Source organism: Nocardia arizonensis, assembly GCF_001310275.1.
In the GTDB taxonomy this organism is placed as follows: Bacteria; Actinomycetota; Actinomycetes; order Mycobacteriales; family Mycobacteriaceae; genus Nocardia; species Nocardia arizonensis.
On record NZ_LGYZ01000050.1, the window covers coordinates 52,519 to 76,196 of the forward strand.

General features: G+C 68.2%; 27 protein-coding genes. 10 read left to right on the forward strand and 17 right to left on the reverse strand.

Features of this window, described 5'->3' with window-relative positions:
* Window positions 1–76: 76 nt before the first annotated feature.
* The 4 genes from APZ21_RS09070 to APZ21_RS35980 all read right to left on the reverse strand — a co-directional run bounded on the left by APZ21_RS09070 (window position 77) and on the right by APZ21_RS35980 (window position 2,947).
* Window positions 77–829: an amino acid ABC transporter ATP-binding protein gene (locus tag APZ21_RS09070; RefSeq protein ID WP_156370927.1), complete on the reverse strand. Its 753-nt coding sequence runs from the start codon at window positions 827–829 to the stop codon at window positions 77–79.
* Between the two features lie 41 nt (window positions 830–870).
* Complete coding sequence (locus tag APZ21_RS09075) at window positions 871–1,779, reverse strand: amino acid ABC transporter permease (RefSeq protein WP_054812807.1); 909 nt, start codon at window positions 1,777–1,779, stop codon at window positions 871–873.
* A gap of 2 nt (window positions 1,780–1,781) precedes the next feature.
* Window positions 1,782–2,702 carry an ABC transporter substrate-binding protein gene (locus APZ21_RS09080; protein ID WP_054812808.1) on the reverse strand — a complete coding sequence of 307 codons (921 nt, stop codon included), beginning with the start codon at window positions 2,700–2,702 and terminating at the stop codon, window positions 1,782–1,784.
* Window positions 2,703–2,818: 116 nt separating this feature from the next.
* A complete protein-coding gene (locus APZ21_RS35980) occupies window positions 2,819–2,947 on the reverse strand; it encodes a hypothetical protein (protein WP_275426192.1) in 129 nt (42 codons plus the stop codon).
* Between the two features lie 279 nt (window positions 2,948–3,226).
* Here APZ21_RS35980 and APZ21_RS09085 point away from each other — a divergent pair, with 279 nt between their 5' ends.
* The gene (locus APZ21_RS09085) at window positions 3,227–3,556 is read left to right on the forward strand and encodes a hypothetical protein (protein WP_156370903.1); all 330 of its coding nucleotides are present in this window, start codon (window positions 3,227–3,229) and stop codon (window positions 3,554–3,556) included.
* A 243-nt stretch (window positions 3,557–3,799) separates the two neighbouring features.
* On the forward strand, window positions 3,800–4,297 hold the full coding sequence (locus tag APZ21_RS09090) for a DUF6764 family protein (protein ID WP_156370905.1): 498 nt from the start codon (window positions 3,800–3,802) through the stop codon (window positions 4,295–4,297).
* Between the two features lie 134 nt (window positions 4,298–4,431).
* On the opposite strand, the gene APZ21_RS09095 is transcribed toward APZ21_RS09090, so the two are convergent.
* The 4 genes from APZ21_RS09095 to APZ21_RS09110 form a co-directional block, all read right to left on the reverse strand.
* Window positions 4,432–5,193, reverse strand: coding sequence for a hypothetical protein (locus tag APZ21_RS09095; protein ID WP_054812810.1), 762 nt, complete (start codon window positions 5,191–5,193; stop codon window positions 4,432–4,434).
* Between the two features lie 129 nt (window positions 5,194–5,322).
* Window positions 5,323–5,610 (reverse strand): hypothetical protein, encoded by a 288-nt coding sequence (locus tag APZ21_RS09100; RefSeq protein ID WP_054812811.1) that lies wholly within the window; start codon window positions 5,608–5,610, stop codon window positions 5,323–5,325.
* 274 nt (window positions 5,611–5,884) lie between these two features.
* Window positions 5,885–6,349: a hypothetical protein gene (locus APZ21_RS09105; RefSeq protein WP_156370907.1), complete on the reverse strand. Its 465-nt coding sequence runs from the start codon at window positions 6,347–6,349 to the stop codon at window positions 5,885–5,887.
* Entirely contained in the window at window positions 6,339–7,082 is a 744-nt protein-coding gene (locus tag APZ21_RS09110; protein WP_054812813.1) for a hypothetical protein, read from the reverse strand. The genes APZ21_RS09105 and APZ21_RS09110 overlap by 11 nt, the downstream gene beginning before the upstream one ends.
* A gap of 409 nt (window positions 7,083–7,491) precedes the next feature.
* Between APZ21_RS09110 and APZ21_RS09115 the strand changes: the two genes are divergently transcribed.
* Together APZ21_RS09115 and APZ21_RS09120 are read left to right on the forward strand one after the other, a co-directional pair.
* Complete coding sequence (locus tag APZ21_RS09115) at window positions 7,492–7,761, forward strand: cold-shock protein (RefSeq protein ID WP_054812814.1); 270 nt, start codon at window positions 7,492–7,494, stop codon at window positions 7,759–7,761.
* Window positions 7,762–7,772: 11 nt separating this feature from the next.
* Window positions 7,773–8,498, forward strand: coding sequence for a class I SAM-dependent methyltransferase (locus tag APZ21_RS09120; RefSeq protein WP_054812815.1), 726 nt, complete (start codon window positions 7,773–7,775; stop codon window positions 8,496–8,498).
* A gap of 15 nt (window positions 8,499–8,513) precedes the next feature.
* Here the strand turns inward: APZ21_RS09120 and APZ21_RS09125 are convergent, their stop codons facing one another.
* From APZ21_RS09125 to APZ21_RS09160, 8 genes are read right to left on the reverse strand one after another with little or no spacing between them, the layout of a single operon-like run.
* Window positions 8,514–9,407, reverse strand: a complete 894-nt coding sequence (locus APZ21_RS09125) for an SDR family NAD(P)-dependent oxidoreductase (protein ID WP_054812816.1) — start codon at window positions 9,405–9,407, stop codon at window positions 8,514–8,516.
* A 14-nt stretch (window positions 9,408–9,421) separates the two neighbouring features.
* Complete coding sequence (locus tag APZ21_RS09130) at window positions 9,422–10,651, reverse strand: cytochrome P450 (protein WP_054812817.1); 1,230 nt, start codon at window positions 10,649–10,651, stop codon at window positions 9,422–9,424.
* Between the two features lie 39 nt (window positions 10,652–10,690).
* Entirely contained in the window at window positions 10,691–11,800 is a 1,110-nt protein-coding gene (locus APZ21_RS09135) for an NAD(P)H-dependent amine dehydrogenase family protein (RefSeq protein ID WP_054812818.1), read from the reverse strand.
* A gap of 18 nt (window positions 11,801–11,818) precedes the next feature.
* Window positions 11,819–13,069: a hypothetical protein gene (locus tag APZ21_RS09140; RefSeq protein ID WP_054812881.1), complete on the reverse strand. Its 1,251-nt coding sequence runs from the start codon at window positions 13,067–13,069 to the stop codon at window positions 11,819–11,821.
* 5 nt (window positions 13,070–13,074) lie between these two features.
* Window positions 13,075–13,623 carry a nuclear transport factor 2 family protein gene (locus APZ21_RS09145; RefSeq protein ID WP_054812819.1) on the reverse strand — a complete coding sequence of 183 codons (549 nt, stop codon included), beginning with the start codon at window positions 13,621–13,623 and terminating at the stop codon, window positions 13,075–13,077.
* Window positions 13,623–13,847, reverse strand: coding sequence for a ferredoxin (locus APZ21_RS09150; RefSeq protein WP_054812820.1), 225 nt, complete (start codon window positions 13,845–13,847; stop codon window positions 13,623–13,625). The genes APZ21_RS09145 and APZ21_RS09150 overlap by 1 nt, the downstream gene beginning before the upstream one ends.
* A complete protein-coding gene (locus tag APZ21_RS09155) occupies window positions 13,844–14,671 on the reverse strand; it encodes an SDR family oxidoreductase (RefSeq protein ID WP_054812821.1) in 828 nt (275 codons plus the stop codon). Before APZ21_RS09155 ends, APZ21_RS09150 begins: the two co-directional genes overlap by 4 nt.
* Complete coding sequence (locus tag APZ21_RS09160) at window positions 14,671–15,876, reverse strand: cytochrome P450 (protein ID WP_054812822.1); 1,206 nt, start codon at window positions 15,874–15,876, stop codon at window positions 14,671–14,673. The genes APZ21_RS09155 and APZ21_RS09160 overlap by 1 nt, the downstream gene beginning before the upstream one ends.
* A gap of 211 nt (window positions 15,877–16,087) precedes the next feature.
* Here APZ21_RS09160 and APZ21_RS09165 point away from each other — a divergent pair, with 211 nt between their 5' ends.
* The 5 genes from APZ21_RS09165 (at window position 16,088) to APZ21_RS09185 (ending at window position 21,407) form a co-directional block, all read left to right on the forward strand.
* Window positions 16,088–17,557 (forward strand): aldehyde dehydrogenase, encoded by a 1,470-nt coding sequence (locus tag APZ21_RS09165; protein ID WP_054812823.1) that lies wholly within the window; start codon window positions 16,088–16,090, stop codon window positions 17,555–17,557.
* 117 nt (window positions 17,558–17,674) lie between these two features.
* Window positions 17,675–18,424 carry an SDR family oxidoreductase gene (locus APZ21_RS09170; RefSeq protein WP_054812824.1) on the forward strand — a complete coding sequence of 250 codons (750 nt, stop codon included), beginning with the start codon at window positions 17,675–17,677 and terminating at the stop codon, window positions 18,422–18,424.
* On the forward strand, window positions 18,421–19,299 hold the full coding sequence (locus APZ21_RS09175) for an NAD(P)-dependent oxidoreductase (protein WP_054812825.1): 879 nt from the start codon (window positions 18,421–18,423) through the stop codon (window positions 19,297–19,299). The genes APZ21_RS09170 and APZ21_RS09175 overlap by 4 nt, the downstream gene beginning before the upstream one ends.
* A 43-nt stretch (window positions 19,300–19,342) precedes the next feature.
* A complete protein-coding gene (locus tag APZ21_RS09180) occupies window positions 19,343–20,809 on the forward strand; it encodes an FAD-dependent oxidoreductase (RefSeq protein WP_054812826.1) in 1,467 nt (488 codons plus the stop codon).
* A gap of 19 nt (window positions 20,810–20,828) precedes the next feature.
* Window positions 20,829–21,407, forward strand: coding sequence for a TetR/AcrR family transcriptional regulator (locus APZ21_RS09185; RefSeq protein ID WP_054812827.1), 579 nt, complete (start codon window positions 20,829–20,831; stop codon window positions 21,405–21,407).
* A gap of 69 nt (window positions 21,408–21,476) precedes the next feature.
* Here the strand turns inward: APZ21_RS09185 and APZ21_RS09190 are convergent, their stop codons facing one another.
* Window positions 21,477–21,953, reverse strand: a complete 477-nt coding sequence (locus APZ21_RS09190) for an HAD-IIIC family phosphatase (protein ID WP_054812828.1) — start codon at window positions 21,951–21,953, stop codon at window positions 21,477–21,479.
* Between the two features lie 487 nt (window positions 21,954–22,440).
* Here APZ21_RS09190 and APZ21_RS09195 point away from each other — a divergent pair, with 487 nt between their 5' ends.
* Window positions 22,441–23,658, forward strand: a complete 1,218-nt coding sequence (locus APZ21_RS09195) for a PucR family transcriptional regulator (protein ID WP_054812829.1) — start codon at window positions 22,441–22,443, stop codon at window positions 23,656–23,658.
* The last annotated feature ends 20 nt before the right edge of the window (window positions 23,659–23,678 follow it).

Below are 23,678 nucleotides of genomic sequence, written 5' to 3' on the forward strand. Positions count from 1 at the left end.
CCGCGACTCGAACCCGGCGGCCGCCGGGCGCACACCGACGCGGGCACAGGTGGATTCGAGTCCTACGGCGGAAACGTCACAGCAGGCGCGACAGGAATGCCTTCGTGCGTTCGTGTTTCGGGTTCGCCAATATCTCGCGCGGTTTGCCCGATTCGACCACGACACCGCCGTCCATGAAAACCAATCGATCGGCGACCTCACGGGCGAAACCCATTTCGTGGGTGACCACGATCATCGTCATCCCGTCGCGAGCGAGTTCGCGCATGACCTCGAGTACCTCGCCGACCAATTCCGGATCCAGTGCCGAGGTCGGCTCGTCGAACAGCATCAGTTTCGGGTCCATCGCCAATGCCCGCGCGATGGCGACCCGCTGCTGCTGACCTCCCGACAGTTGCGCCGGATAGGCCGACGCCTTGTCGGCCATGCCGACTCGGTCGAGCAGTTCGTGCGCCCGCGCGACGGCGTCGGCACGGCGGACCTTCTTCACCTGGGTCGGCGCCTCGATGATGTTCTCCAGCACGGTCCGGTGCGGGAACAGATTGAAATGCTGGAACACCATGCCGATATCGCGGCGCTGGCGGGCCGCCTCGCGCGGATGCAATTCGTAGAGTCTGTCACCCTTCTGGCGGTATCCGACGAGTTCCCCGTCGACATAGAGCCGACCCGCGTCGACTCGTTCCAAATGGTTGATACAGCGCAGGAAGGTCGACTTACCGGAGCCGGAGGGGCCGATAAGGCACAGCACCGTGCCCCGCGGCACCTCGAGGGAAATGCCCTCCAGTACGCGCAGCGCGCTGAAACTCTTGCACACCTGGTCCGCGAAGACCATGGGCGGCGCGGCGGGCCTGCCGTTCTCGGTGGGATCGGCGGTCATTTCGCCGCCGTCCGCGCGTCGGCGAGTTCGCGCAATTGTTTGGCGGTCAACTGCCGCGACACCCCGCGCGAGTAGTATCTCTCCAGATAGTACTGACCCACCATCAGCACGCTGGTGATCGCCAGATACCAGGTCGCGGTGACCATCAGCAGCGGAATCGGCTGGAAGTTCACCCCGTAGATATCGCGGGCGCGGCCGAACAGATCGGTCGACAACGGGATCGCGGTGACCAGTGAGGTGGTTTTCAGCATGCCGATCAATTCGTTCCCGGTCGGCGGAATGATCACCCGCATGGCCTGGGGCAGTACGGTTCTGCGCATGGTCTGCCCCCAGGACATGCCGAGTGCGATGGACGCCTCGCGCTGCCCCTCACCCACGGAATTGATACCCGCGCGGACGATTTCGGCCATGTAGGCGGCCTCGTTCAGGCCGAGTCCGATCGCCGCGAACGCGAAGGCGGCTTGCAGATTCTGCACGTCGAGATGGAAGAACTGCGGCCCGAACGGCACCCCGAGCACGATCTGCTTGTACAGCGAGGGGAACAGACCCCAGAACACCAGCTGCACGTACACCGGTGTGCCGCGGAAGATCCACAGATACACCCAGGCCGTGGACCGCAGTACCGGATTCGGCGACAGTCGCATGACCGCGAGCACCGTGCCGAGCACGATGGCGATGGCCATGGCGATGACGGTCAGTTCCAGAGTGACCACCGCGCCGGACAGAATCCGGGTGTCGAACAGGTACCGGCCGTAGGTGCCCCACCGATAGGCATCGTTGGTGGCCGCGCCGTAGAGGAACAGCGCGAGCAGCGCGAGGATGACGCCCGCGGCGATCCACCGCCCGGGACGGCGCAACGGGATGGCGCGAATCGGTTCGGGTTCCGCCTCCGTGGGCTGCGTCATCCTCAGCGCTCGGCGCCGTTGATGACCGATGCGGTGACGGCGCCGTCCTGTACACCCCAATTCTCGGTGATGGTCCGGTACTGGCCGTTTCCGATGAGATGGTTCAACGCGGCCTGGAGGACCGCGGCCAGCGGCGAATTCTTCGGCACCGCCCAGCCGTAGGGCGCGGAATCGAACAGCGGCCCCGCCGATTCGATCTTGCCGTCGCTCTGTTTGATCGCGTACGCGGTCACCGGGGAATCGGCGGACATCGCGTCGACCTGACCGAGGACCAGCGCATTGGTCGCCGCGCTCTGCTCGTCGAAGGGTTTGATATCGATCGGGGCCTTGCCCGCGGCGACGCATTTCTCGCTCTTGGCGGGCACTTCGTCGGTGTGCTCGACGGTCGTGGCCTGCACCGAGACCTTCTTACCGCAGGCATTGTCAGGATCGACCGGCTTGCCCGACTGCTGCACCCATTGGATGCCCGCCTTGAAATAGTCGGTGAAATCGACCTGGGCCTGGCGCTCCTTGGAATCGGTGATCGAGGACATGCCGACGTCGTAGGTGCCCGCCTGAATCGCCGGAATGATCTTCTCGAAGGCGGATTCGACGTATTCGACCTTCACTCCGAGCACCGAACCCACCGCGTCCATGAGATCGACGTCGAATCCGACGATCCTGCCGCTCGCGTCCTTGTATTCGTTGGGCTGATATGGCACGTTCACCCCGACCAGTAGCCGCCCGGACTGTTTGATCTTGTCCGGCAGGGTCGCCGCGATGGCGTCGACCTTGTCCACCGTCACCTTCGGCACGGCGGGGCCGGATTCCTCGGTGTTGTTCGTACAGCCCGCCAGCACCAGGACACCGCCGACGATCACGCACACCGCCCGCAGGGCACGCCCGCCAAGAACCGTTCGACCAGACACAGCAGCCCTCCACATTTCGGTTCGGTGAAACCCGGGCGTCACCGCCTGTTCGGAAATCTAAGCGAACCGGAGCCATCGCGCTGCCCGGCGAGAACTAAGACACGAAGTCGTAACCGCGCGGGCGCGCGAAATCAGAGGCGGTCGTCGGATCTGAGCGCGGTGATCGACGGGTCGCGGTGCGAAATGCCCGCCGCGCTCTCGTGCACCGGACGCACCGCCTCGAGAATGCCGACGCAAATCAGATGGTCGGCGGGTCCCACAACCACCTCCTTGCGTTCGCGACATGTGTAACACAACCGCCGATGTTATGCATCATTTCTGTCGAATCTCAGACAGATGCGCGGTCGTGCTCGCGACTGCCGGTACAGCACTGGGATTTTGACGTCTATCAGATGTGTCGTCCTTGGAAAGCTAGCGGCGGTTCGCACCCTGCGGCCCGATTCTCGCCGCTCCCGGCGCGGCACCGCGTGCCGGCGGGGAAACGCCGGAAACGTCGAGTTCGACACCAATCGGCGACTTCCGGGCAACAATGCATGGCGATGGTCACACGGCCGGGCACAGATTCGACCCAGCAGGTGGACTGCCTGGTGGAACTGATCTGGCCCGCCGGCTGCCACCTGTGGTGGCGGGCGCGCCATTGCGGGTCCGGCCCCCAGGTCGCCGCCGCACTGGACGAGTTGGCGCTGCGCGTCGACATAGACCCGCTCACCCACACCCTGCTGCTCCGCGATCGCGTCCGCATCGGCTACAGCCTCGCCGTCTGGGTGCAGGACGACGTGATCGAGCACCGCGCCGACACCGTCGACCTGGCCCGGCTGCCCGAGGTCCTGCGCGCCCACGCCACCGCCGTTCGAGCCCATCCGCTCTGACGCTCGCCCGCACGCGCGGCCGCCGGCCTTTTCGCACTTCAGGCCACCGGCAACGCGCACGATCTTGGTCGCGTTTCCACGCAGTGCATCGAATCTGCATCGAGTATCGGATACCGTGGAAGAGCACCGCGCCGGGATACGCCGACGCGGCGTACCGACATCCAGCGGATCGAATCCCGTGGTCGCCGCCGACGGTCCGTATCGGCCGCTCGCGCATCGCGCGGTCGCGGGTAGGAGCCAGCCATGATCAAGTCCCCCACTTCGCGCGGCATCGCCGCGCTGATCGCGGTCGTCCCCACGGCCGTCGGCCTGTATGTCCTCTCCGCACCGAGCGCGGCCGCCGCGAATACCGCCTGCCCGGTCCCCGGCGCGGGCGCCGTCCAGGCGACCGAGGCGGACGCGCAATGCGCGGCCACCAGCGCCGAAGGAGCGGCCGCCGCCGCGTACGGGCTCGGCGGCGACGCCTATGCCCACGCGGGACCGACCAGCCTCGCCCTCGCGATCGCGCAGAACGGCGGCATCGCCACGTCCAACTCGACGTCACTGTCCGGCCCCGCGGCCATCGCGCTCGGACCGGGCGCCACGGTCACCGCCGATGGCGTCCGGCCGGGTCTGTCGATCGGCATCGCGGGGCCCGGCGCGACCGTGACCGTGTCCGGTGTCGACGCACCCACCTGCGTGGGCGGCATGGGCTTCGCGGGCGACTTCCAGACCTTGCGGGGGTGCCTGTCCACCGGATGATCCGCGATGTCGAGTGACGCCGACGCGCAACACGCCGGCGTCACCATCGGGCGCGCCGTCGGGCGGCCGGTCGGGCCTTCGTGGCCACCGGACGCCGACGGCGCGGCACCGACGGTCGGAAAGGCGATCGCTGCTCAGGCCGCGAGCATCGGCGAATTGTCGTTGTAGCCGACGACCGCACCCACCACCGCGCCGACCGCGGCACCCACCAACGCCGCGGGCGCGGCGATGACGCCGTACCCGATCGCCGCGCCGAGGACCGGCACAACCACCCATCCGGCGGGCGCGAAGGGCGTACCGGCGACGAATCCGGAGGCCGCGCCGACGATCGCGCTCGTACTCGCGAGCGGACTCGCCAGCGTGGAGCCGACCGAGGCGCCGATGGCCGCGTCACCGACGACCTGAGAGGCGATGCGATCCGAGCGGGCCGGATCGAAGCCCGCCGAGTCGAGCACCTGCGCCAGTGACGCCTCGGCCCCGGCCGCGTTGTCGTTGACCTGGGCGGTGATATCGGCAGGCAGCCAGGTCGGCGCGTCGACCTGCACGCTGCCGACTCGGATCTTGCCCTCCGGTGCCTGGATCGGCGCGACCGCGGGCGCCGAGAAGTCCGGCAGATGCAGCGTCCCCGGATCGACACCGGTCAGCGGCGCGCCGGACGTGGTCGCCGACCGCTTGCGCGACAGGTCGTTTCGGTCGGACACGGCCGGTCCGAGCGGCGGCGCGTCGAGGTCGGCGACCGGGACGACGAGCGCGGTGTCGAGCACGCCGCTCGGCGATCCCAGCGGCGCGGCGTTGGCCGCGGTCTGGACGAGGACCGGAGCCACGCCCGCGACCGCGACGATCGCCGCGCGCGTGGCGAGTGTCCGGCCGGTCGCCGGTTCACGATGTCTGTGCATGCATTCAACCTCTCTCGATATTCGGCGCGATGGTCTGCCCGACCACCCTGACAACCCACACCGATCCGAAACGCGGCAAACGGACGCGCCGTTCGACGCGCCCGTTACCGGGTGGAGATCGGAAAAGCTCTAATTCGCGGGCCGCCGTTCGGAGATATTCGCCCATTTACTCGTGCCATCCGGCGCGGCGAGCGTCTCGACCAATTCGACCGCCGAGAGCACCAGCACCGGCCCCGGCCCGCCGACGACAATTGTCCCGAGAATACTTCCCAACCCGGCGCCCGCCACCGCGGCCGGAACACATCCGATTCCGAACAGCGGCAGTCCGAGAATACATCCGGCAACCGCGCCGACCACGAGACCCGCCGTTGTCCCGAGGAAAGTGCCCATCGCCGCGATGCGCGTGGTCAAGATCACGAATCATCCTTTTCGGTTCCAGGGCAGGCGGAAGCGCGGGGACGGCTGTGGTCCGCTACCGGCGGCCCGCCGTCTCGCGGCAACAGACAACCACGGGTCCTCCGACCCGGCGCCCGGTTCTCGTGATAAATAGGTGATCTGCGCTGGCAAATGTATGGAAAATCCCCAGCAGACCGACCGCGTGACTTTTTCGACCATTCTTCGTCGCGCGCCGAGACGTGGTGCTATCGCGCGCGGAACAATGGCGTCCAGGTCGGTACGGTCTTCGATCGAACTATGACGTATCGGTCAATCGCGCGGTATAGCGCAGACCGGGCAGTTCGGCATCGCCCGGCCGGATGCGCTCGGCGAGTTCGGCGAGCATCGACAGCGACGGTGTCGACAGTCCGGTGGCCGCGAGCAGCAGCCGCCGCAGCGGATAGTGCGAGACCGTGGCGATCACGCTGATATCGGCCCGCCGCTCCCCGCGGGGGGTGCCGGTTCTGAGCCAGTAGGCGTCGGCACCGAAGAAGTCGGCCAGCGCCTCGATCAATTCCGGGCGTGGCCTGCGCCGGTGGCCGCGGCGGAGCATGGACAGGTAGGAGGCCGAGGCCGACTGTCCCCCGCGGGCGAGCGCGTCGACCAGGTGCCGGTATTGCAGCGGCCTGCCGTGTCCGGTCTCCCACTGGGCGATGAGTCCGTTCAGGCGGGCGGCGAATTCCACGTCACCGCACCGGCCTCGCGGCGCCTCACCTGTCATCGTGCACCTCCGAGAAGTAGCAGGGAACGCATCCGCGATCCAGGCGAGCGGGATAGTGATCACCGACGCGAACCGGTATCCGACCTCTTTCGTATGCGTCGTCCACCCGGGTGGACGGCAGCGGCGCCGCGCCGATGGCGGTGAACTCCCACCGGGTGCCGCTGTCGTCGGCGCGCCAGCCTTCGGGGTCGATGGCGTAGACCCGCCGGACGGTGCGATCCACCACGACGATGGCGTGCTCGGCACTGCGGCGCGAGGCGCTGCCGACCGGCCACCAGCGCCGATCGTGTTCGTAACCGGCCGCCCCCGCCGGTCCGACGATGCCGCCGTCGGGCCAGGGCTGGGAGATCACCAGCGCGATCCGATTGCCGACCTCGGCGAGCGAACCCCAGCGCCGAGAGGCGGCGGCCCGGTCCAGACCGGTCACCGAAGCCAGGTCGCCGAGTCCGGCGGTGTTCTCCAGCGCCGCGGCGGCGGACTCCGACATCGCGGCGTCGATCTCCTTGGCGAGCACGCTGTGCACGCGCAGTAAGGCGAGGTGGAATTCGCGCGCCTGCCCGAACTCCAATTCCCCCCGCTCGTAGCGGGTCCATGCTTCGGGTCCGAGGCCGCTCAGCCGGCCCGCGAGACCGACGACAAGGGTCCGTACGGAGCGGGACAGCCATAGCCGCTCGGTTGCCCACAGATCGCGAGCATAGGCATATCCGCGGCCATTCACCTCTGCTCCGGTCATGGGCTAGGACTTTAGCGCCGATATCTGGCCTGTTCACGGATTTACCGGATCGAAGCCACCAAAATTTTCATGCATATATGCAGGCGTAACTATCCTTTTGCTGAATGCCGATCGGTTGGTTTCTATTGATGGTTTCGCCCGGTCGTCGAAGGCGGATGCACGGACAGACTTTCCGGTTCGCGACAACCCGAACTCACCAACCGGAAGTTCGGATTCCACCACGGACCCGAGGAGAAGGTCGGCCGCACTCCCCCATTCGTCCGGGGCGCGTAACACCGACTCGCGTCGGATTCGACGTTCCGGGCGAGGACCGCGCGAGGATCGATCCGCGACGGTCCGCTACGCGAATTCCCACACGGTCGACGCGCAGATATCCCGAACATGTCGAGAACACACGTCAGGAGAATCAATGCAGGGCACGGTGAAATGGTTCGACGAAGTCAAGGAATTCGGATTCATCGCCGCCGCCGACGGCGGCGCCGACCTGCTGCTCGAGGGTTGCGATATCCCCGACGAGAGCCGCCCGCTGATCAAGGAGGGCTGCCATGTCGACTTCCGGGTCGTGGTGACCACCAAGGGTCCGCAGGCGCGTCGGGTGCAGCCGGTCGACGCGCCCGTCCCGGCCGATCGGCCCGCGCCCGCGCAGCCCGCCGCCGAACCGCGGGCACGGTGCGCGTAGATTCCCTCGGAGTGACCAGTCTCACGCTTCACGACGACGCTTCCGGGCCGGTCGATCGGCGGCTGGATCTCATCGGCCGCAGACTCGCCGAACACTGGGAGATCGCGCGTTTCCCGCGCCTGGCCGAGACTCCCGCCGAGGACGGGCCCGCCGAACCCGCTGTCGAGAACCCCTATTGGCGATTCCTGCGGCTGATGCCGCGCGGTGGCGTCGACCCGGGCAGGCAGTGGTCGGTGGAATTCAGCGAGCCGCTACGCGATCTGCTGGTACGGACCTATTCGCCCGCGATTCCCTCGCCCGCCGACATGGCCTGGCTACGAACCACATTGGCCGGACGCGGCGTCATCGAGGTCGGCGCGGGCGCCGGTTACTGGGCCTGGCAGTTGCGCCAGATCGGCGTCGACGTTGTCGCCGTGGACGACAAGTCGCGGCGGTGCGAGTACCAGTGGACCGAGGTGCGCTTCGGCAACGGCGCCGATGCCTGCGAGCACGCCGATCGCGCCCTCGTGCTCATCGGCCCGCCGCGGGGTTCACACACGGCCCAGACCGCCCTCGACTTCTACGACGGCGATCTGCTGATCTTCGCGGGCGACGAGTCGACGGCGGCCGGGCGCATCTTCCACGAATCGCTGGCGACGGGGTGGCGCGAGATCGGCGCCGCCCCGCACCATCCGAATTTCGCGGGCATTCCCTGTCGGCTGCGCGCCTTCGGCAGGCGCGCAGCCGAGCCCGCGTAGCGCCGGCTCGCCGTATCATCCCGTGGCGGTACCGGATTCGTCGATCATGGCGTGCAGTTCGGGCAGACTCCACGGCGCGGAGTCGATGTGGGCGCGGTAACCGAGCACCGCGGTCTTCGGCCGGTCGAACCGGCCGACGAATCCGCCCGCGCCGATGAGGATCTGGCCGGTGACCTCGGCCGCGCGGTCACTGGCGAGATAGAGGTAGAGCTGGGCGACGTATTCGGCGGGCGGGGCGTCGAGCGCGCCGTTCATCATGACCTTGTCGAGGATGCCGCGGCGGTACAGGTCGAGCAGGCGCGCCTCGAAGTCCAGTCCCGAGGACAGCCGGGTCTTCGCGCCGGGGCACACGACATTGGCACGCACGCCGTGCTCGCGCAGTTCGGCGGCCATGGCCAGGGTCAGACTGGTCACCGCGCCCTTGCCCGCGGCATATCCGGTGCCGCCGTAGTCACCGAGGTAGGCGAAGGAACTGGTGTTCACGATGGTGCCGCCGCCGCGTTCGACCATCAGTGGCGCCGCAAGTCGGCAGGTGTTGAACACAGTGGTCAGGTGCGAGTCGAGCAACGCGCGCCATTCCCACGGCTTGACGGTGAGGATCGAGGAGCCCGCCGGTTCCGCGGCGCCCGCGCAGTTGATCAGGATGTCGATCGCGCCGTAGGTGCTGACGCAGGTCTTGATCAGTTTGTCGGCCACCGATTCCTCCGCCGCCGACCCGGCGAGTCCGAGCACCCGGTGCCCGGACATCCGCAGCGCGTCGGCCGCGCGTTCGACCGCGGCCTCGTTGCGCCCGTTGAGCACCACGGCGGCGCCCTGCCGAGCCAGCGCGGCCGCGACGGCGAATCCGATGCCGCTGCTGCCGCCGACCACGACGGCCCCGCGCCCCGTCAGAATTCCTCGATCACTCATTGATCCGTTCCGTTTCACGATTCGTAGCGGACTTGCCACTCCTTGATGCCGTTGATCCAGCCGGACTTCAGCCGCACCGGTTCGGCGATCTGGGTCAGATTCGGCATGGCGTCGGCGATGGCGTTGAACATCAGATCGATCTCCAACCGCGCCAGGTTCGCGCCGACGCAGTAGTGCGTGCCGGTGCCGCCGAATCCGACGTGCGGATTCGGATCGCGCATGATGTCGAAGGCGAACGGATTCTCGAAGCCGTCCTCGTCGAAGTTGGCCGAGCCGTAGAACAGGCCGAGCCGCTGACCCTCCTTGATCTCCTGACCGCCGAGGACCAGATCCTCGGTGGCCGTGCGCTGGAACACCGTCACCGGCGTGGCCCACCGCACGATCTCGTCGGGCGCGGTGCGCGGGCGCTGCTCCTTGTAGAGCTCCCACTGCTCGGGATTGTCGACGAACGCCTTCATCCCGTGGGTGATGGCGTTGCGGGTGGTCTCGTTGCCCGCCACCGCGAGCAGGATGACGAAGAACCCGAACTCGTCCGAGGCCAGGCCCTCGCCGTCGATGTCGGCCTGCACCAGTTCCGAGACGATGTCATCGACCGGATTCGCGCGCCGCTGCTCGGCCATGTTCCAGGCGTAGCCGAGGATCTCGGCCGAGGCGAGGGTCGGATCGCCGTATTCGGGATCGTCGTAGTTGAGCATGGCGTTGGACCAGTCGAAGACCTTGCGCCGATCCTCCTGCGGCACGCCGAGCAGTTCGGCGATGGCCTGCAACGGCAACTCCACCGCGACCTGTTCGACGAAATCGCCGCCACCGCCGCGCTTGGCCTCGTGCACGATCTTCTCGGCGCGGTCGGACAGCGCGGCGCGCAGCCCCTCGACCGCGCGCGGAGTGAAACCCTTGGAGATGATCCGGCGCACCTTGGAGTGTTTGGGCGGGTCCATGTTCACCAGCAGCGCGCCGGTGGAGTTCATCTGCTCGGGGGTGATGTCACCGGGCAGCCGGATGACGGCGCCCTTGCGCCCGGAGGAGTACAACTCCGGTTTGCGCGAGATCTCCTTGATATCGGCGAGTTTGCTGACCACCCAGTACCCGCCGTCGTGGAAGCCGCCCGAGGTCTCGTCGGACTGCGCGTTCCACCACACCGGCGCGCTCTGGCGCAGCCGCGCGAATTCCTCGACGGGCCTGCGGTTTCCCCATAGTTGCGGATCGGTGAAGTCGAAACCCGCCGGCAACAACGGTGCTGTCATGGCTACCTCCTGAAATGAATTGCGTGCGGGCCTCGTTGGTCATGTCCGGTCTCTGGCGCCGCCCGCGGCGACCGGTCCCGTGCTCAACCGCCGGTAGCGGTGCAGCGACCCCGCCGCACGCCCGGCGACCGGCGGCAGATCCATATAGGTGCGCACGCCCGGTGGGGCGGCGACGACATAGGGAATCGCGTTGACGCAGTGCATGGCTGTCGCCACGATTCCGGGATTGCGCGACGCGGCCTGCGCGCCGCTGTGCGCGTGCATTCCGGTGAACGTGGTCACCGATCCCGGGTCACCGGTGATCTCGATCTCGTAGCGCTGTCCGGCGGGTCCGAACCCCCACGGCGGATCGAGATGCTCCTCACCCATGAACCAGTTCACCGCCGCGGTCACGACCGGTTGCCCGTCGACCGTGCCCTGCCACCGATACCGCTGGGCCGCGACGTGTCCGGGGGCGATGACGCCGATCGGCGAATCGATCGGGGCGGTGGCGACCGCGACGTCGTGGGTGACCTTCAGGTCGGGATCGAGGTCGAAGCCGAGCACATCGGCCACCATCCACACCGACTGGCCGTAACCGCCCGCCAGCATCCGCACCATCGGGCTGCCCGCGGCCTGTTCGGGGGTCGCCCCGAACAGCATCCAGTCCCGCACCACCTCGGGGGCGGCGTAGGTCCTGATGTCGGAGAACTCCTCGGCGCGCACCGAGGTCACCGACCCCGACAGCGCCGAGATCACCAGCGGCAGCCGCTCGGTGACACCGCCCGGGTGAATTCCGGTGCCGTGCAGGGTGACTCCCGCGGCACGACAGATCTCGTCGTAGCGTTCCCGCTCGGCGTAGCGCGGATAGAACCAGCCGAGCGGGGTCACCACGTTCTTGCCCGAGGACAGGATCGCGCGCAGCACCTCGGTATCGGCCATGAGCGGGCTGTAGAGCACACAGTCGGCGTCGGTGGCGAGCAGCGCGTCGGCGTCCGCGCTCGCGTACACCCCGATCGGGTCGCGCCCGATCAACTCGCCGAGGTCGACGCCGTCCTTGTCGGCGCTGTGCACCCACGCGCCGACCAGCTCCAGGTCGGGGTGGTCGAGGACGGCGCCGATGGCCGCCTTGCCCAGTCCGCCCGTCGCCCATTGGATCACTCGTGACATGGCATCACCCTCCGTCCGTCACACCACGGTCAGCGGCAGCGGTATGCCGCGATCGCCGAAGACGAAATCCGCCCCGGTGCTGAACCGGGTGATCGCGACCTCCGACGCCTCCCGGAAGGGTTCGGCGCCGAGGGTGATCTCGATGGTGTATCCGTCCTCGTCGCGGGTGCGCACCATCGGGACGAAGCGGGGGTTGACCCCGCGCGCCATCGCCTCGACGGGGGCGAGATGATCCGTGGCCACCATCGACGGCCAGGCGCGGTCACGCACGGCGGCGCTGTCGGCGGGCAGCCGCAACAGCACCGTGTCCTCGGCGCGGGTGATCTCGGCGTCGGTGTAGGGCAACGGGTTCAGCGCCGGATGCACCCGGAGCACCGTGGCCAGTGCGTCCAGGTCGTCGCCGAGGCCGAGGCAGTCGCGCAGCCGCTCGGAGGTGAGTCCGGCGATGCCCGTGAACTGTTTGCGACCGATGGCAAGCGCGGTGTCCGCGGCGGCGCGCCCGCGTACCGCGACCATGAACGCGAGGGTGAGCAGATGCTGTTGCAGACACACCTCCTCGGCCATGCGCAGCAGCGCCGAGCGGGAGAAGTCGCGGAAGCGCAGATCGCTGAGCAGCGGACCCGCGTAGTCGCCCATGCCCTCCTCGTACGGATCGACCTCGGGCAACTCGACGTGGGCCGCGGCCGAATCGGCGACCAGCCCCGCGTTCTTCGGCACCGGCGGCGGCTCGTGCGATGGATGGATCTTCACCGTCCACGCGCACACCGGCACCCGGTCGGCCGGTGCGCGCGGCGGCCGGTGGATCGGCCGGACCTGGGCGTGCGGGTTGGTGGCCAGCGCGGTGGCGTCGAAGGTGGGGTCTTCGATGTCGTGACACATCGACACCACGTAGTCCTCGCCCATCGGCTCGACATCGGCGAGCGCGCCGCAGTGGTCGAGCCAGAACTCCCCGTTGTCGCGATCATCGACGCGGAACCGGAAGTCCATGAACTGCGGCGGTGCGCCGATGTCGAGTTGCAGTCCCTTGAAGATGGTTTCGACGCTGTCGCCGGTGAAGCCGAGCGCCCGCTGCATCCGGCGGGTGTACACCGGACTGGCCAGCTGCCATTCCTCGATCGCGACCTCGGCCATGCCGTCGCGGCCGAAGGCGGCGATGGAATGCGCCATGCCGGACCGGTCGATCAGATGGCCGCACAGCAGGAGTTCGGGGACGAGTACCGCGAGCTCCTCGCGGCTGAACTCCTGGAATCTACTCGGCTGCGACGACATCGGGGTCACCACAGGACGACGGGCGCTTCGCCGATTTTGTACCAACCCGGCAGCGGTCCCCCGCCCGAGCGCTCGATGCGCTTCATCATGCCGGGGGTCAGCGCATCGGCGGTGATCATCTCCATGAACAGCGCCGAGACATTGCCGAAGTCGAAGAAGTCGCGCTGCCAGGACCACTGGTAGTTGCCGCCGTAGCGGAACCAGCTGCCGCCGATACCGTCGACCTGGTAGTTGCGCCCGTCGGGGCGCTTGGCGTCGGCGACCTGTTTCCACAGGCCGATGACGTTGCCGCTGCGCTCGTCGACGACGAACTCCTGGTAGGGGTAGGTCCAGCCCTCCAGGCCCGCCATCTCCTGGCCGAGGGCGATGTCGCGGATCTCGTCACGGCCGACGGCCATGAACTCCTGGGTGGGACCGTAGTTCCATCCGTAGGTCGCGTCCTCGGTGTACAGCTCGGCGAGTGGCTTCCAGTCGCCCTTCTCCTCGCAGCGCTGATTCTCCAGCACCCAGCGCCGAACCATCTCGTCGAGTTCGGCGCGATCGAAATCGGGCATCAGTCTGTACCTTTCGGGGTGGTGTCCTCGTCGTCCTCGACGAGTGACAGAGCTTGGGTCGGGCAGTAGCGCACCGCGTTCGCGACGGCTTCGCGCCGATCGGCGCCGGGAGCGGCGTCGAGGATTTCGACGTGGCCGCGTTTGGGCACCCGGAAGACGTCCGGGGCCTCGGCCTGGCAGACCGCGTGTCCCTGACACAGGTCGGCGTCGAGAACGATCCTCATGACGGTGCTCCCGCCTCCGCGGGTTCGGTACCGGCGGACGGTTCGGGCCGCGGCCGTAGCGGGGCCTCGGGCTGCACCTCGACCAGCGCCATGTGCACCCCGCGCGGCGCGGTCACCACGGCGACCACCGCGGCGGCCATGTCGCGGGCCCGCAGCAGGTACGGATGCCGGGCGAATCCCCAGCGGACCCAGTCGTCGAGCAGCGGGCCGACGACGTCGGCGTGCGCGGTGCTGCCCATGGCGGTCTGGGTGGGACCGGGCCGGACCAGCGAGGCGCGGATGCCGCTGCCCTCGAGTTCCATGCGCAGTTGCCGTCCGAAGGCTTCGACGCCCGCCTTGGCCGCGCTGTAGGCGCCGGTGCGCGGGCGCGGGGTCGGCGCACAGTCGGAGCTGATGAGCACGATGTCGCCGCGTCGGCGCTCGAGCATGCCCGCGAGCACCCGGTGGGTCATCCGGTGCTGGCCGACCAGGTGGACTTGCACTTGGTGCAGGAAATGCTCGGGGTCCATCTCATCGATGAGCGCGAATTCGATATCGCCCGCGCCGGAGACCAGGATCTCGGTCGGGCCGTTCGCCTCCTCGGCCGCGTGCACGAATTCGTGCACCGATTCGGTGCTGGTGACGTCGAGCCGGTGGACGAAGGCCGAACCGCCGGCGGCGCGGATGCGCTCCGCGATCTCCTCGCACTTCTCGACCCGACGCGCACCGAGGGACACGGGATGGCCGAGGGCGGCCAGCGCCTCGGCACTGGCCTCACCGATACCCGAGGACGCGCCGGCGACGATGACCGGGCGGCGCTGCGGATTGGGTTCGAAACGGGGCATCAGCGGACCTCCACCGTGATCGGAAGTGCGGCGAAACCGCGGACGTTGCTGGAGTGCACCCGCTCCATACCGGACTCGTCCACGGTGTAGGAGCCGACGCGCGCGGCGAATTCCTGGAGCGCGACGGTCGCCTCGAGTCGCGCCAGATGCGCGCCGAGGCAGAAGTGCACGCCCGCGCCGAAGCTGGCGAGCGTGCTGGAATCATTGCGTTCGATTCGGTAACTGTCGCCGTCCTCGAATGCTTCGGGGTCGCGATTGGCCGAGCCGATCAGCAGCAGCACCTTGGAGCCGGCGGGGATCACACTGCCGTGGTAGGCGATGTCCACGGTGGCCGTGCGCGCGACCATCTGACTCGAGGTGTCGTAGCGCAGCGTCTCCTCGACCCAGTCGGGCACCAATTCGGTGTCGGCGACGACTTTGGCGTACTCGTCGGGATACTTCCCGGCCCAGTACAGGGCGTTGCCGAGAAGTTTGGTGGTGGTCTCGTTCCCGGCGACGACCATCAGGAACATGAACCCGATGATCTCTTCCTCGGAGAGCTTGTCGCCGTCGATCTCGGCGTCGAGCAGGGCCGAGGTGAGGTCCTCGGTCCGGTTCTCGCGCCGCTGGGCGACCATGTCGGCGTAGTAGCCGATCAGTTCGAGCGAGGCGTGCACGGCCGCGTCCGGCACGTCGAGGACGCCGTCCTCGCGGTGCACGACGAGATCGGCCAGGCGGCGGATCCTGGCCCGGTCGATGACCGGCACGCCCATCAACTCGGAGATGACGTCCATGGGCAGTTTGCCCGCGAACTCCTCGATCCAGTCGAAGGTGCCGCGCGCGAGGGCGGGTTCCAGATATTCGAAGGTCAGCTCGCGGATGCGGTCTTCCATCTCGGCGACCCGCCGCGGCGTGAAGCCCTTGAAGACCAGTTTGCGCATGCGCATGTGGCGGGGGTCGTCCATCGCGAGGAACGACATGGTCTTGTGCGCGTGCGGACCCCACGCCGCGGGATCGAGGGAGACACCGTTCGCGTTCGACAACCGTGCGCTGTCGCGGAACGCGGCGAGTACGTCCGCGTGCCGCGAGAGCGCCCAGAAACCGAGAGTCGGATTGTGGTACAACGGCGCCTCGGTGCGCAGCCGCTGATAGGTCGGGTACGGATCCTCGTGGAAGAGGTAGTCGTACGGGTCGAACGTCAACGGCTCCAGAGAAGCGGCTGTCATCGCGCACACCCCGATTTCGATAACACGTTCTCTCCCGGGAACGTCCCGGGGGCACGTTCGAGAGACACGTAGCTGGACATGTGTCTGGACGGTACCACCGACAATGGATCAGTACAACGGGCGAACCCGAACGAATAGAACACGTTCTTGCACACGATCAATCTTCCAGACTATATTCCGTACACCTGTCCAGACACTATGGGAGTAGTCCATGAGTCTTCTTGATGCCGATGGCGCGCCCCTGCTGATCGGCGGCGAACTGCGCCGGGCGAGCGGAGGCACCTTCGCCACGGTGAATCCGGCCACCGAGGAGACGCTCGGTCAGGCCGCCGACGCCGACGCCGCCGACCTCGACGCCGCCATCGGCGCCGCCCGCACCGCCTTCGACGACACCGACTGGTCCCGTGACCACGCCCTGCGCGCGCACTGCCTGCGCCAGTTGCGCACCGCGCTCACCGAACACGCCGACGAACTGCGCGACATCACCGTCTCCGAGGTCGGCGCGCCGGTCATGCTCACCCACGGCCCGCAGCTCCAGGGTCCGGTCGACGACCTCGAGTTCTCCGCCGGACTGGCCGAGAACTATTCCTGGGAAACCGATCTCGGCACCGCCTCGCCCATGGGCATCCCCAGCACCCGCACACTGCGCCGCGAACCGATCGGCGTGGTCGGGGCCATCACGCCATGGAACTTCCCGCACCAGATCAACTTCGCCAAACTCGGCCCGGCGCTGGCCGCGGGCAATACCGTGATCCTCAAGCCCGCGCCCGACACCCCGTGGTGCGCCGCCGCGGTCGGCGCGGTCATCGCCGCGCACACCGACTTCCCGCCCGGCGTGGTCAATATCGTGACCTCATCCGATCACGCGCTGGGCACCCAGCTGACCACCGACCCGCGCGTGGACATGATCAGCTTCACCGGTTCAACCGCGACCGGGCGCGCCGTCATGGCCAGTGCCGCGGCCACCCTGAAGAAGACCTTCCTCGAACTCGGCGGCAAGTCCGCGTTCATCATCCTCGACGACGCCGACATCGTCGCCGCGGCCAACTACGCCGCCTTCTCGGTCTGTGTGCACGCGGGTCAGGGCTGCGCGCTGACCACCCGCCTGCTCGTGCCGCGCGCGCACTATGACGAGGCCGTCAACGCCGCCGCCAAGACCATGGGCTCCATCCGCCCCGGTGACCCCACCAAGTCGGGCACGATCTGCGGCCCGGTGATCTCCCAGCGCCAGCGCGCCCGCGTCGAGCACTACCTGAACCTGGCGCGCGGCGAGGGCGGGCGCATAGTCACCGGCGGCGGCAGGCCCGCCGGACTCGACCGCGGCTACTTCATCGAGCCGACCCTCGTCGCCGATCTCGGCAACGACGCCACCGTGGCGCGCGAGGAGATATTCGGCCCGGTGCTCGTTGTCATCCCGCACGACGGCGACGACGACGCCATCCGTTTGGCCAACGACTCCCCCTACGGCCTGTCCGGCGCGGTCTGGGGTACCGACCCGGCCCGTATCGACCGGGTCACCGCGGGCGTGCGCACCGGAACCATGAGCGTCAACGGCGGCATCTGGTACGCGGCCGACGCGCCCTTCGGCGGCTACAAGCAATCCGGCATCGGACGCGAGATGGGTGTGGCCGGATTCGAGGAGTACCTGGAGTCCAAGCTCATCGCCGCCGCCGCGCGCTGAGCGCGCAGAAATAGACAGCGCGCTGAGCGCGCAGAAATCGCACAGCGCGCTGAGCGCGAACCCACCCCCGACCACACAGCGGGCCGAGCCCGCGCAACCACCAGCAGGAGCTGTCCCGTGTCTCGTTTCATCGGAAAGTCCGTCATCGTCACCGGCGCGGCCCAAGGCATCGGCGCGGCCTACGCACGAGCCCTGGCCGCCGAAGGCGCGAAGGTCGTCGTGGCCGACCTCAACACCGAACGCGGCAAAACCACCGCCGACACCATCACCGCCGACGGCGGCACCGCCATCTTCGCACCCGTCGACGTCGCCGACCCCGAATCCGCCACCACCCTCGCCGAACTCACCGTCACCGAATTCGGCGGCATCGACCACCTGGTCAACAACGCCGCCATCTACGGCAACATGAAACTCGACCTACTCCTCACCGTGCCATGGGACTACTACAAGAAATTCATGAGCGTCAACATGGACGGCGCCCTCAACATGACCCGCGCGGTATGGCCACACATGCGCACCAAAGGCGGATCCATCCTCAACCAATCCTCCACCGCCGCATGGACCTACTCGAGCTTCTACGGACTCGCCAAAGTCGGCCTCAACGGCCTCACCCAACAACTGGCCACCGAACTCGGCGGCAACAACATCCGCGTCAACGCCATCGCACCCGGCCCCATCGACACCGACGCCACCAAAACCGTCACCCCCGACACCATCGTCGCCGACATGGTGCAACGACTGCCCCTCAAACGCATGGGCACCCCCCAAGACCTCGTCGGCGCCTGCCTCTACCTACTCTCCGACGACGCCTCCTGGGTCACCGGCCAGATCTTCAACATCGACGGCGGACAGGTATTCCGGTCATGAGCGATCGCGTGGGATTCATCGGCCTCGGCAACATGGGCGCGCCGATGGCGAGGAAGCTGCTCGACCGATCGGGCGGGCTCACCGTCTGCGATATGCGTCCCGAGGCCGTGTCCAGCTACATCGACAAGGGCGCCGCGGCGGCGAGTTCCCCCGCCGAGGTGGCCGAAGGCTGCGGGATCGTATGCGTCGCGGTGGTCGACGACGCGCAGGTGCGCGCCGTGGTCGACGGACCCGACGGCATTCTGCGCACCGCGAAGGCCGGGACCGTGATCGCGGTGCACTCCACTATTTCCGACACCACCGCCGAGGAATTGGCGCGATTGTGCGCCGAACATTCGGTGGAGTTCGTCGACGCGCCGGTCAGCGGCGGGGCGCAGGCCGCCAAGACCGGAAAACTGGCCGTCATGGTCGGCGGCACCGAGTCCGCCTTCGCGCGCATCGAGGAACCCTTCGGCGCGTTCGCCGATCTGATCGTGCACGCCGGACCCGTCGGCTCGGGCACTCGGATGAAGCTGGCGCGCAATCTGTTGCATTTCGTCGCCTTCACCGCGGCCACCGAGTCACAGCGCCTGGCCGAGGCCGCCGGCCTCGACATCACCGCGCTCGGCAAGGTGGTGCGCCATTCCGACGCCATCACCGGCGGCGCGGGCGCGATCATGTTGCGCGAGACCGCCGCCCCGATCCCCGAGGGCGATTTCTGGCTGCCCGTTCTCAGCCACGTCCGCGATCTCGGCGAGAAGGATCTGTCGCTGGCCCTCGGACTCGGCGAACGTCTCGGCGTCGCACTGCCATTGGCCGATCTGGCCCTCGGCGGCCTCGGCGCGGGACTCGGCGTGGGCGCGGGGCCCGTCGCCGACAAGCACACCGCCGGTTAGCCCGCTCCATCCCGTACAACCCCAGAAAGTCAGGATTGCCACGATGACCGACACCTCCCTCCGTCCGCTGCCCGCCGCCGAGGTCACCGATTGGACCCACAGCGCCGATGTCGTGATCGCCGGCTACGGCATCGCGGGGGTGTGCGCGGCCGTCGAAGCGGCGCGCGCGGGCGCCGACGTGCTGATCCTGGAACGCACCGGCGGCTGGGGCGGCGCGGCGGCCATGGCGGGCGGATTCATCTATCTCGGCGGAGGCACGCCGCTGCAACGGGCGCTCGGCTTCGAGGACACCCCGGAGAACATGGAGAAGTTCCTGCTGGCCGCGATCGGGGCGGGCGCGGACACCGAGAAGATCGCCGACTACTGTCGCGGCAGCGTCGACCACTACAACTGGCTGGTCGCCAATGGCGTGCCCTTCCGCGAGGCGTTCTGGGGCGAGCCGGGCTGGGAGCCCCCGCACGACGAGGGCCTGATGTACTCCGGCGGCGAGAACGCCGCGCCGTTCAACACCATCGCGACCCCCGCGCCGCGTGGACACGTGCCGCAGATGGCCGACAAACGAATCGGACAGCGCAGCGGCGGCTACATGCTGATGAAGCCGCTGGCCGAAACCGCCGAATCGCTGGGTGTGCGAGCCGAATACGACACCCGCCTGCGCCGTCTGGTCGTCGACGAGTCCGGCCGGGTGGTGGGTGTGCGGGCCACCCGGTTCGGCGAGGAGATCACCGTGCGGGCGCACCGCGGCGTGGTGCTGGCCACCGGCAGCTTCGCCTATCAGGACAAGATGATCGAGGGTTACGCCCCGCGGTTGATCGGGCGCCCGGCCGCGGCCATCGAGGAACACGACGGCATCGGCATCCGCCTGGCCCAGGCGCTCGGCGCGGATCTGGCCCACATGGACGCCACCGAGGTCGCCTTCTTCGTCGACCCGCAACTGGTCGCGCGCGGCATCCTGGTCAACGGCCGCGGCCAGCGCTACGCGCCCGAGGACACCTACGGGGGACGACTCGGTCAGCTCACCCTCATGCAGCAGGACAATCAGGCGTATCTGATCATGGACGAGACCTCCTACGAGGAGGGGATGGCCACCGAATCCGCCACCCCGTTCTTCCGACAGCCGCCCAAGTGGGCCGCGGAGACCGTGGCGGAGCTGGAATCCGATATGGGCCTGCCGACCGGTGCACTGCGATCCACCGTGGAGACCTACAATCTGCACGCCGCCGAGGGCTCGGATCCGTTGCTGGGCAAGAAGTCCCAGTGGGTGCGGCCGCTGAGCGGACCGCTGGCCGCCTTCGATCTGCGCGGGCTCACCGCCGGATTCACCCTGGGTGGGCTGCGCACCGATCCGGAAGGCCGGGTGCTGCACGTGGCGGGCGATCCGATCGACGGACTGTTCGCGGCCGGGCGCTGCACCTCGGGAATCGCCACCGGCGGCTATGTCAGCGGCGCGTCACTCGGCGACGGCAGCTTCTACGGAAGGCGTGCGGGCCGCGCCGCGGCCCGGGGCTGACCGCGTAGGATCCAGACACATGTCCGAAGCCGAATCCATCAGTCTCGAGGCCACCCGCCGCCGACTCAGCGGCAAGCAGGCCGACACCGTCGACAGACTCACCAGATCCGCGGTGGAGGTGCTCGCGCGCGAGGGGTTCGCGGGAATGACGATTCGGTTGGTCGCGGCCGCCGCGGGAGTGGGTACCGCGACGGCCTACACCTACTTCTCGTCCAAGGAACACCTTGTGGCCGAGATCTTCTGGCGGCGGCTCATGGCCGCCCCCTCCCCCGCCAGCGACGATGCGGACCCGGTCGTGCGGGTCGTGGCCGAACTGCGCGCGATCGCCCTGCTGGTCGCCGACGAACAGGAATTGTCCGGCGCGGTGACCTCCGCGCTGCTCGGCCGCGACGCCGACGTCGAACATCTGCGCCTGCGCATCGGCGCCGAGATCCGCAAACGCATCATCGGGGCACTGGGTCCCGACGCCGACGTCGACATCGTCGAATCGCTGGAACTGCTCTACGCCGGCGCGCTGGTGCGCGCGGGTATGGGCTATGGATCGTATTCCGAGATCGCCGACCGGATCGAGAAGTCGGCGCTGCTGATCCTGCGCTGACGCCCGCGCGGTCAGGCGAAGCGGACAGCCGCGCGCTGGAGATCGCCGTACTGCCGGGGGCGTGACGGGTCAGAGCGCGGGCACCCGGGCGAAGCCCAGCGGCGGGGTGGGATCGGAGCCGGTCCGCGGTACCGGTCCGAAATCGGGTAGGACCGCGAGCACGTCGACATTGCGGGCGGCGTAGCAGCGCACGCTCGGCAGCGCCCGCGCCACCTCGGCACGTTCCACGGGTTCGGCGTCGACGAACGCGATGGAGTCCAGGGGCAGGCCGAGGGTGCGGGCGATGCGCAGGATCGAGGCCGATTTGCGGCCCCAGCCGATCTCGACGGCCGAGAACATCTCGTAGACGCCGTGCCGGTAGAGCCGGTCCATCGTCTTGTCGCGGTCGCTGCGGCTGGCGACCGCGTGCCAGATGCCGCGCTCACTCAACGTGCGCAACGCGCGTAAGGCATCCGGTCTGGGGGCGGTACTGGTCGCGTCGCAGACGACGCCATCCCAAAGGGTGTTGTCCAGTTCCCAGACAAGACATCTCAGAGCCGGTCGCATCGCCTGCCCCTATCGTTTCGCCATCGCTACCTCTCCGGCCGCGCCGCGCACGCCGGAGACGGACACTTCTCGCCAACCTTCCGGGACGCGGCACGGGCCGGGCAAGCCCCTGGTTTCCGGGGCCGTTCCGGCCGCAGCGATACTACCGGTACCGAAGAGTTACCCTCGCGTCGAATTCGCTAACCGCCTCCGACCAGCCATTTCTCGGAGTGTCGAGCGCGGACGCGACGCGACGCCGCGCGGCGCGGGCGCGCGACCAGCCGCGGAAGCCGGTGCCCCGCAAACGATCCCGCAACATTCGACCGAACGGTCGGATATGAGCGTACGCGGCGATTCGACTCCGCGCGCCGGTCCTGTGCTCGATCACAAGGGGGTGCCCCGGCCGCCGACCGATCTCACAGAAACGAGTGAATCGTGCCACGACCAACGAGAGCTGGTTAGTGTAAATGCGCCGCACAGTAATCTCTGGGGGCGGAAGGAGTCGCCAATGACCGTCGACAATTCGGCCAGACCCGGCCTCACCCTATCGGGCAGGCCGATGTCGTCGCAGTTGCAGGACATTCGGGCGCTCTCGCGTCAGATGGTCGGCCACTTCGTGGAGAACGTGGCCCCCTGCGGATCCCTACCCGGCGACGCCATCACCGGCGATGTGACGACGATCACGCGAATCTGTCTGGAATTCGCGGTGACCATGCTGGACGGCCGCGACATCCCGGCCAAGCTCCAGCGCCTCCAGGAAGCGGCGGCCGGCTGGGCCCGCGAGGGCGTGCCCATCGACACCATCCACCATTCCATCCACGAGGGATTCAAGATCGGACTCGACCTGGTCGTGTCCGGCGCCTCGATCAAGGACTACAGCAACCTCGTCGACGGCGCCAAGGCCGTGGTCGAGATGCTCGACCAGATCACCTCGACCATCTCGGTCGCCTATGTGCGTGAGTTGCGCGCGGTGGTCAGCGAACACCACACCGCGGTGCATACCCTCACCTCGGCCCTGCTCGGCGGGCACAGCACCTCGACGATGGCGCGCGAATGCGGTATCGCCATCGCCGACTCCTACGCGGTTGTGGCGCTGGCGATTCCCGCGCACCGCGAGGAACACAATCCCGCGGTCGACAGTCAGGTGGTCGCTCGGCGCAAACTGCGCCGAGTGCAGGCCGAACTCGCCACCCGCTGCGGCAACAAGGTGCTGTCGCTGCTCAGCGTGGACGGGGGGACGCTGCTCATTCCCTCGACCCTGTTCGACCACGACGGATTCGACGCGCTGGTCACCCAGCTCTCCCAGGCCGCGCAGGTCGGCATCACCGCGGCGATGATGGACGCGACGCCGCAGCAGATCCCCGACGCAGCCGACCAGGCGCACGAACTACTCGACATGGTCCAGCGCCTGCAAGCGGTGCCGGGGCTGTACCGGTTCGACGAACTGGCACTGGAGTACCAGCTCACCCGCCCCGGGCCCGGCCGCGAATACCTCGGATCGCTGCTCGCCCCGCTGGACCAGCATCCCGAACTGCTGGAGACGCTGCGACGCCACATCGGCAACAATCTCAACCGCCAGCGCACCGCCCGGGTGCTGCACGTGCACACCAATACCGTCGACTACCGACTCAAGCGCATCGGTCAGCTCACCGGATTCGACCCGACCCAGCCCTCAGGACTGTGGTATCTGCGCTCGGCCCTGGTCGCCCGCACCTATCGCGCATAGGCGCGGGCGACCACGGCGAA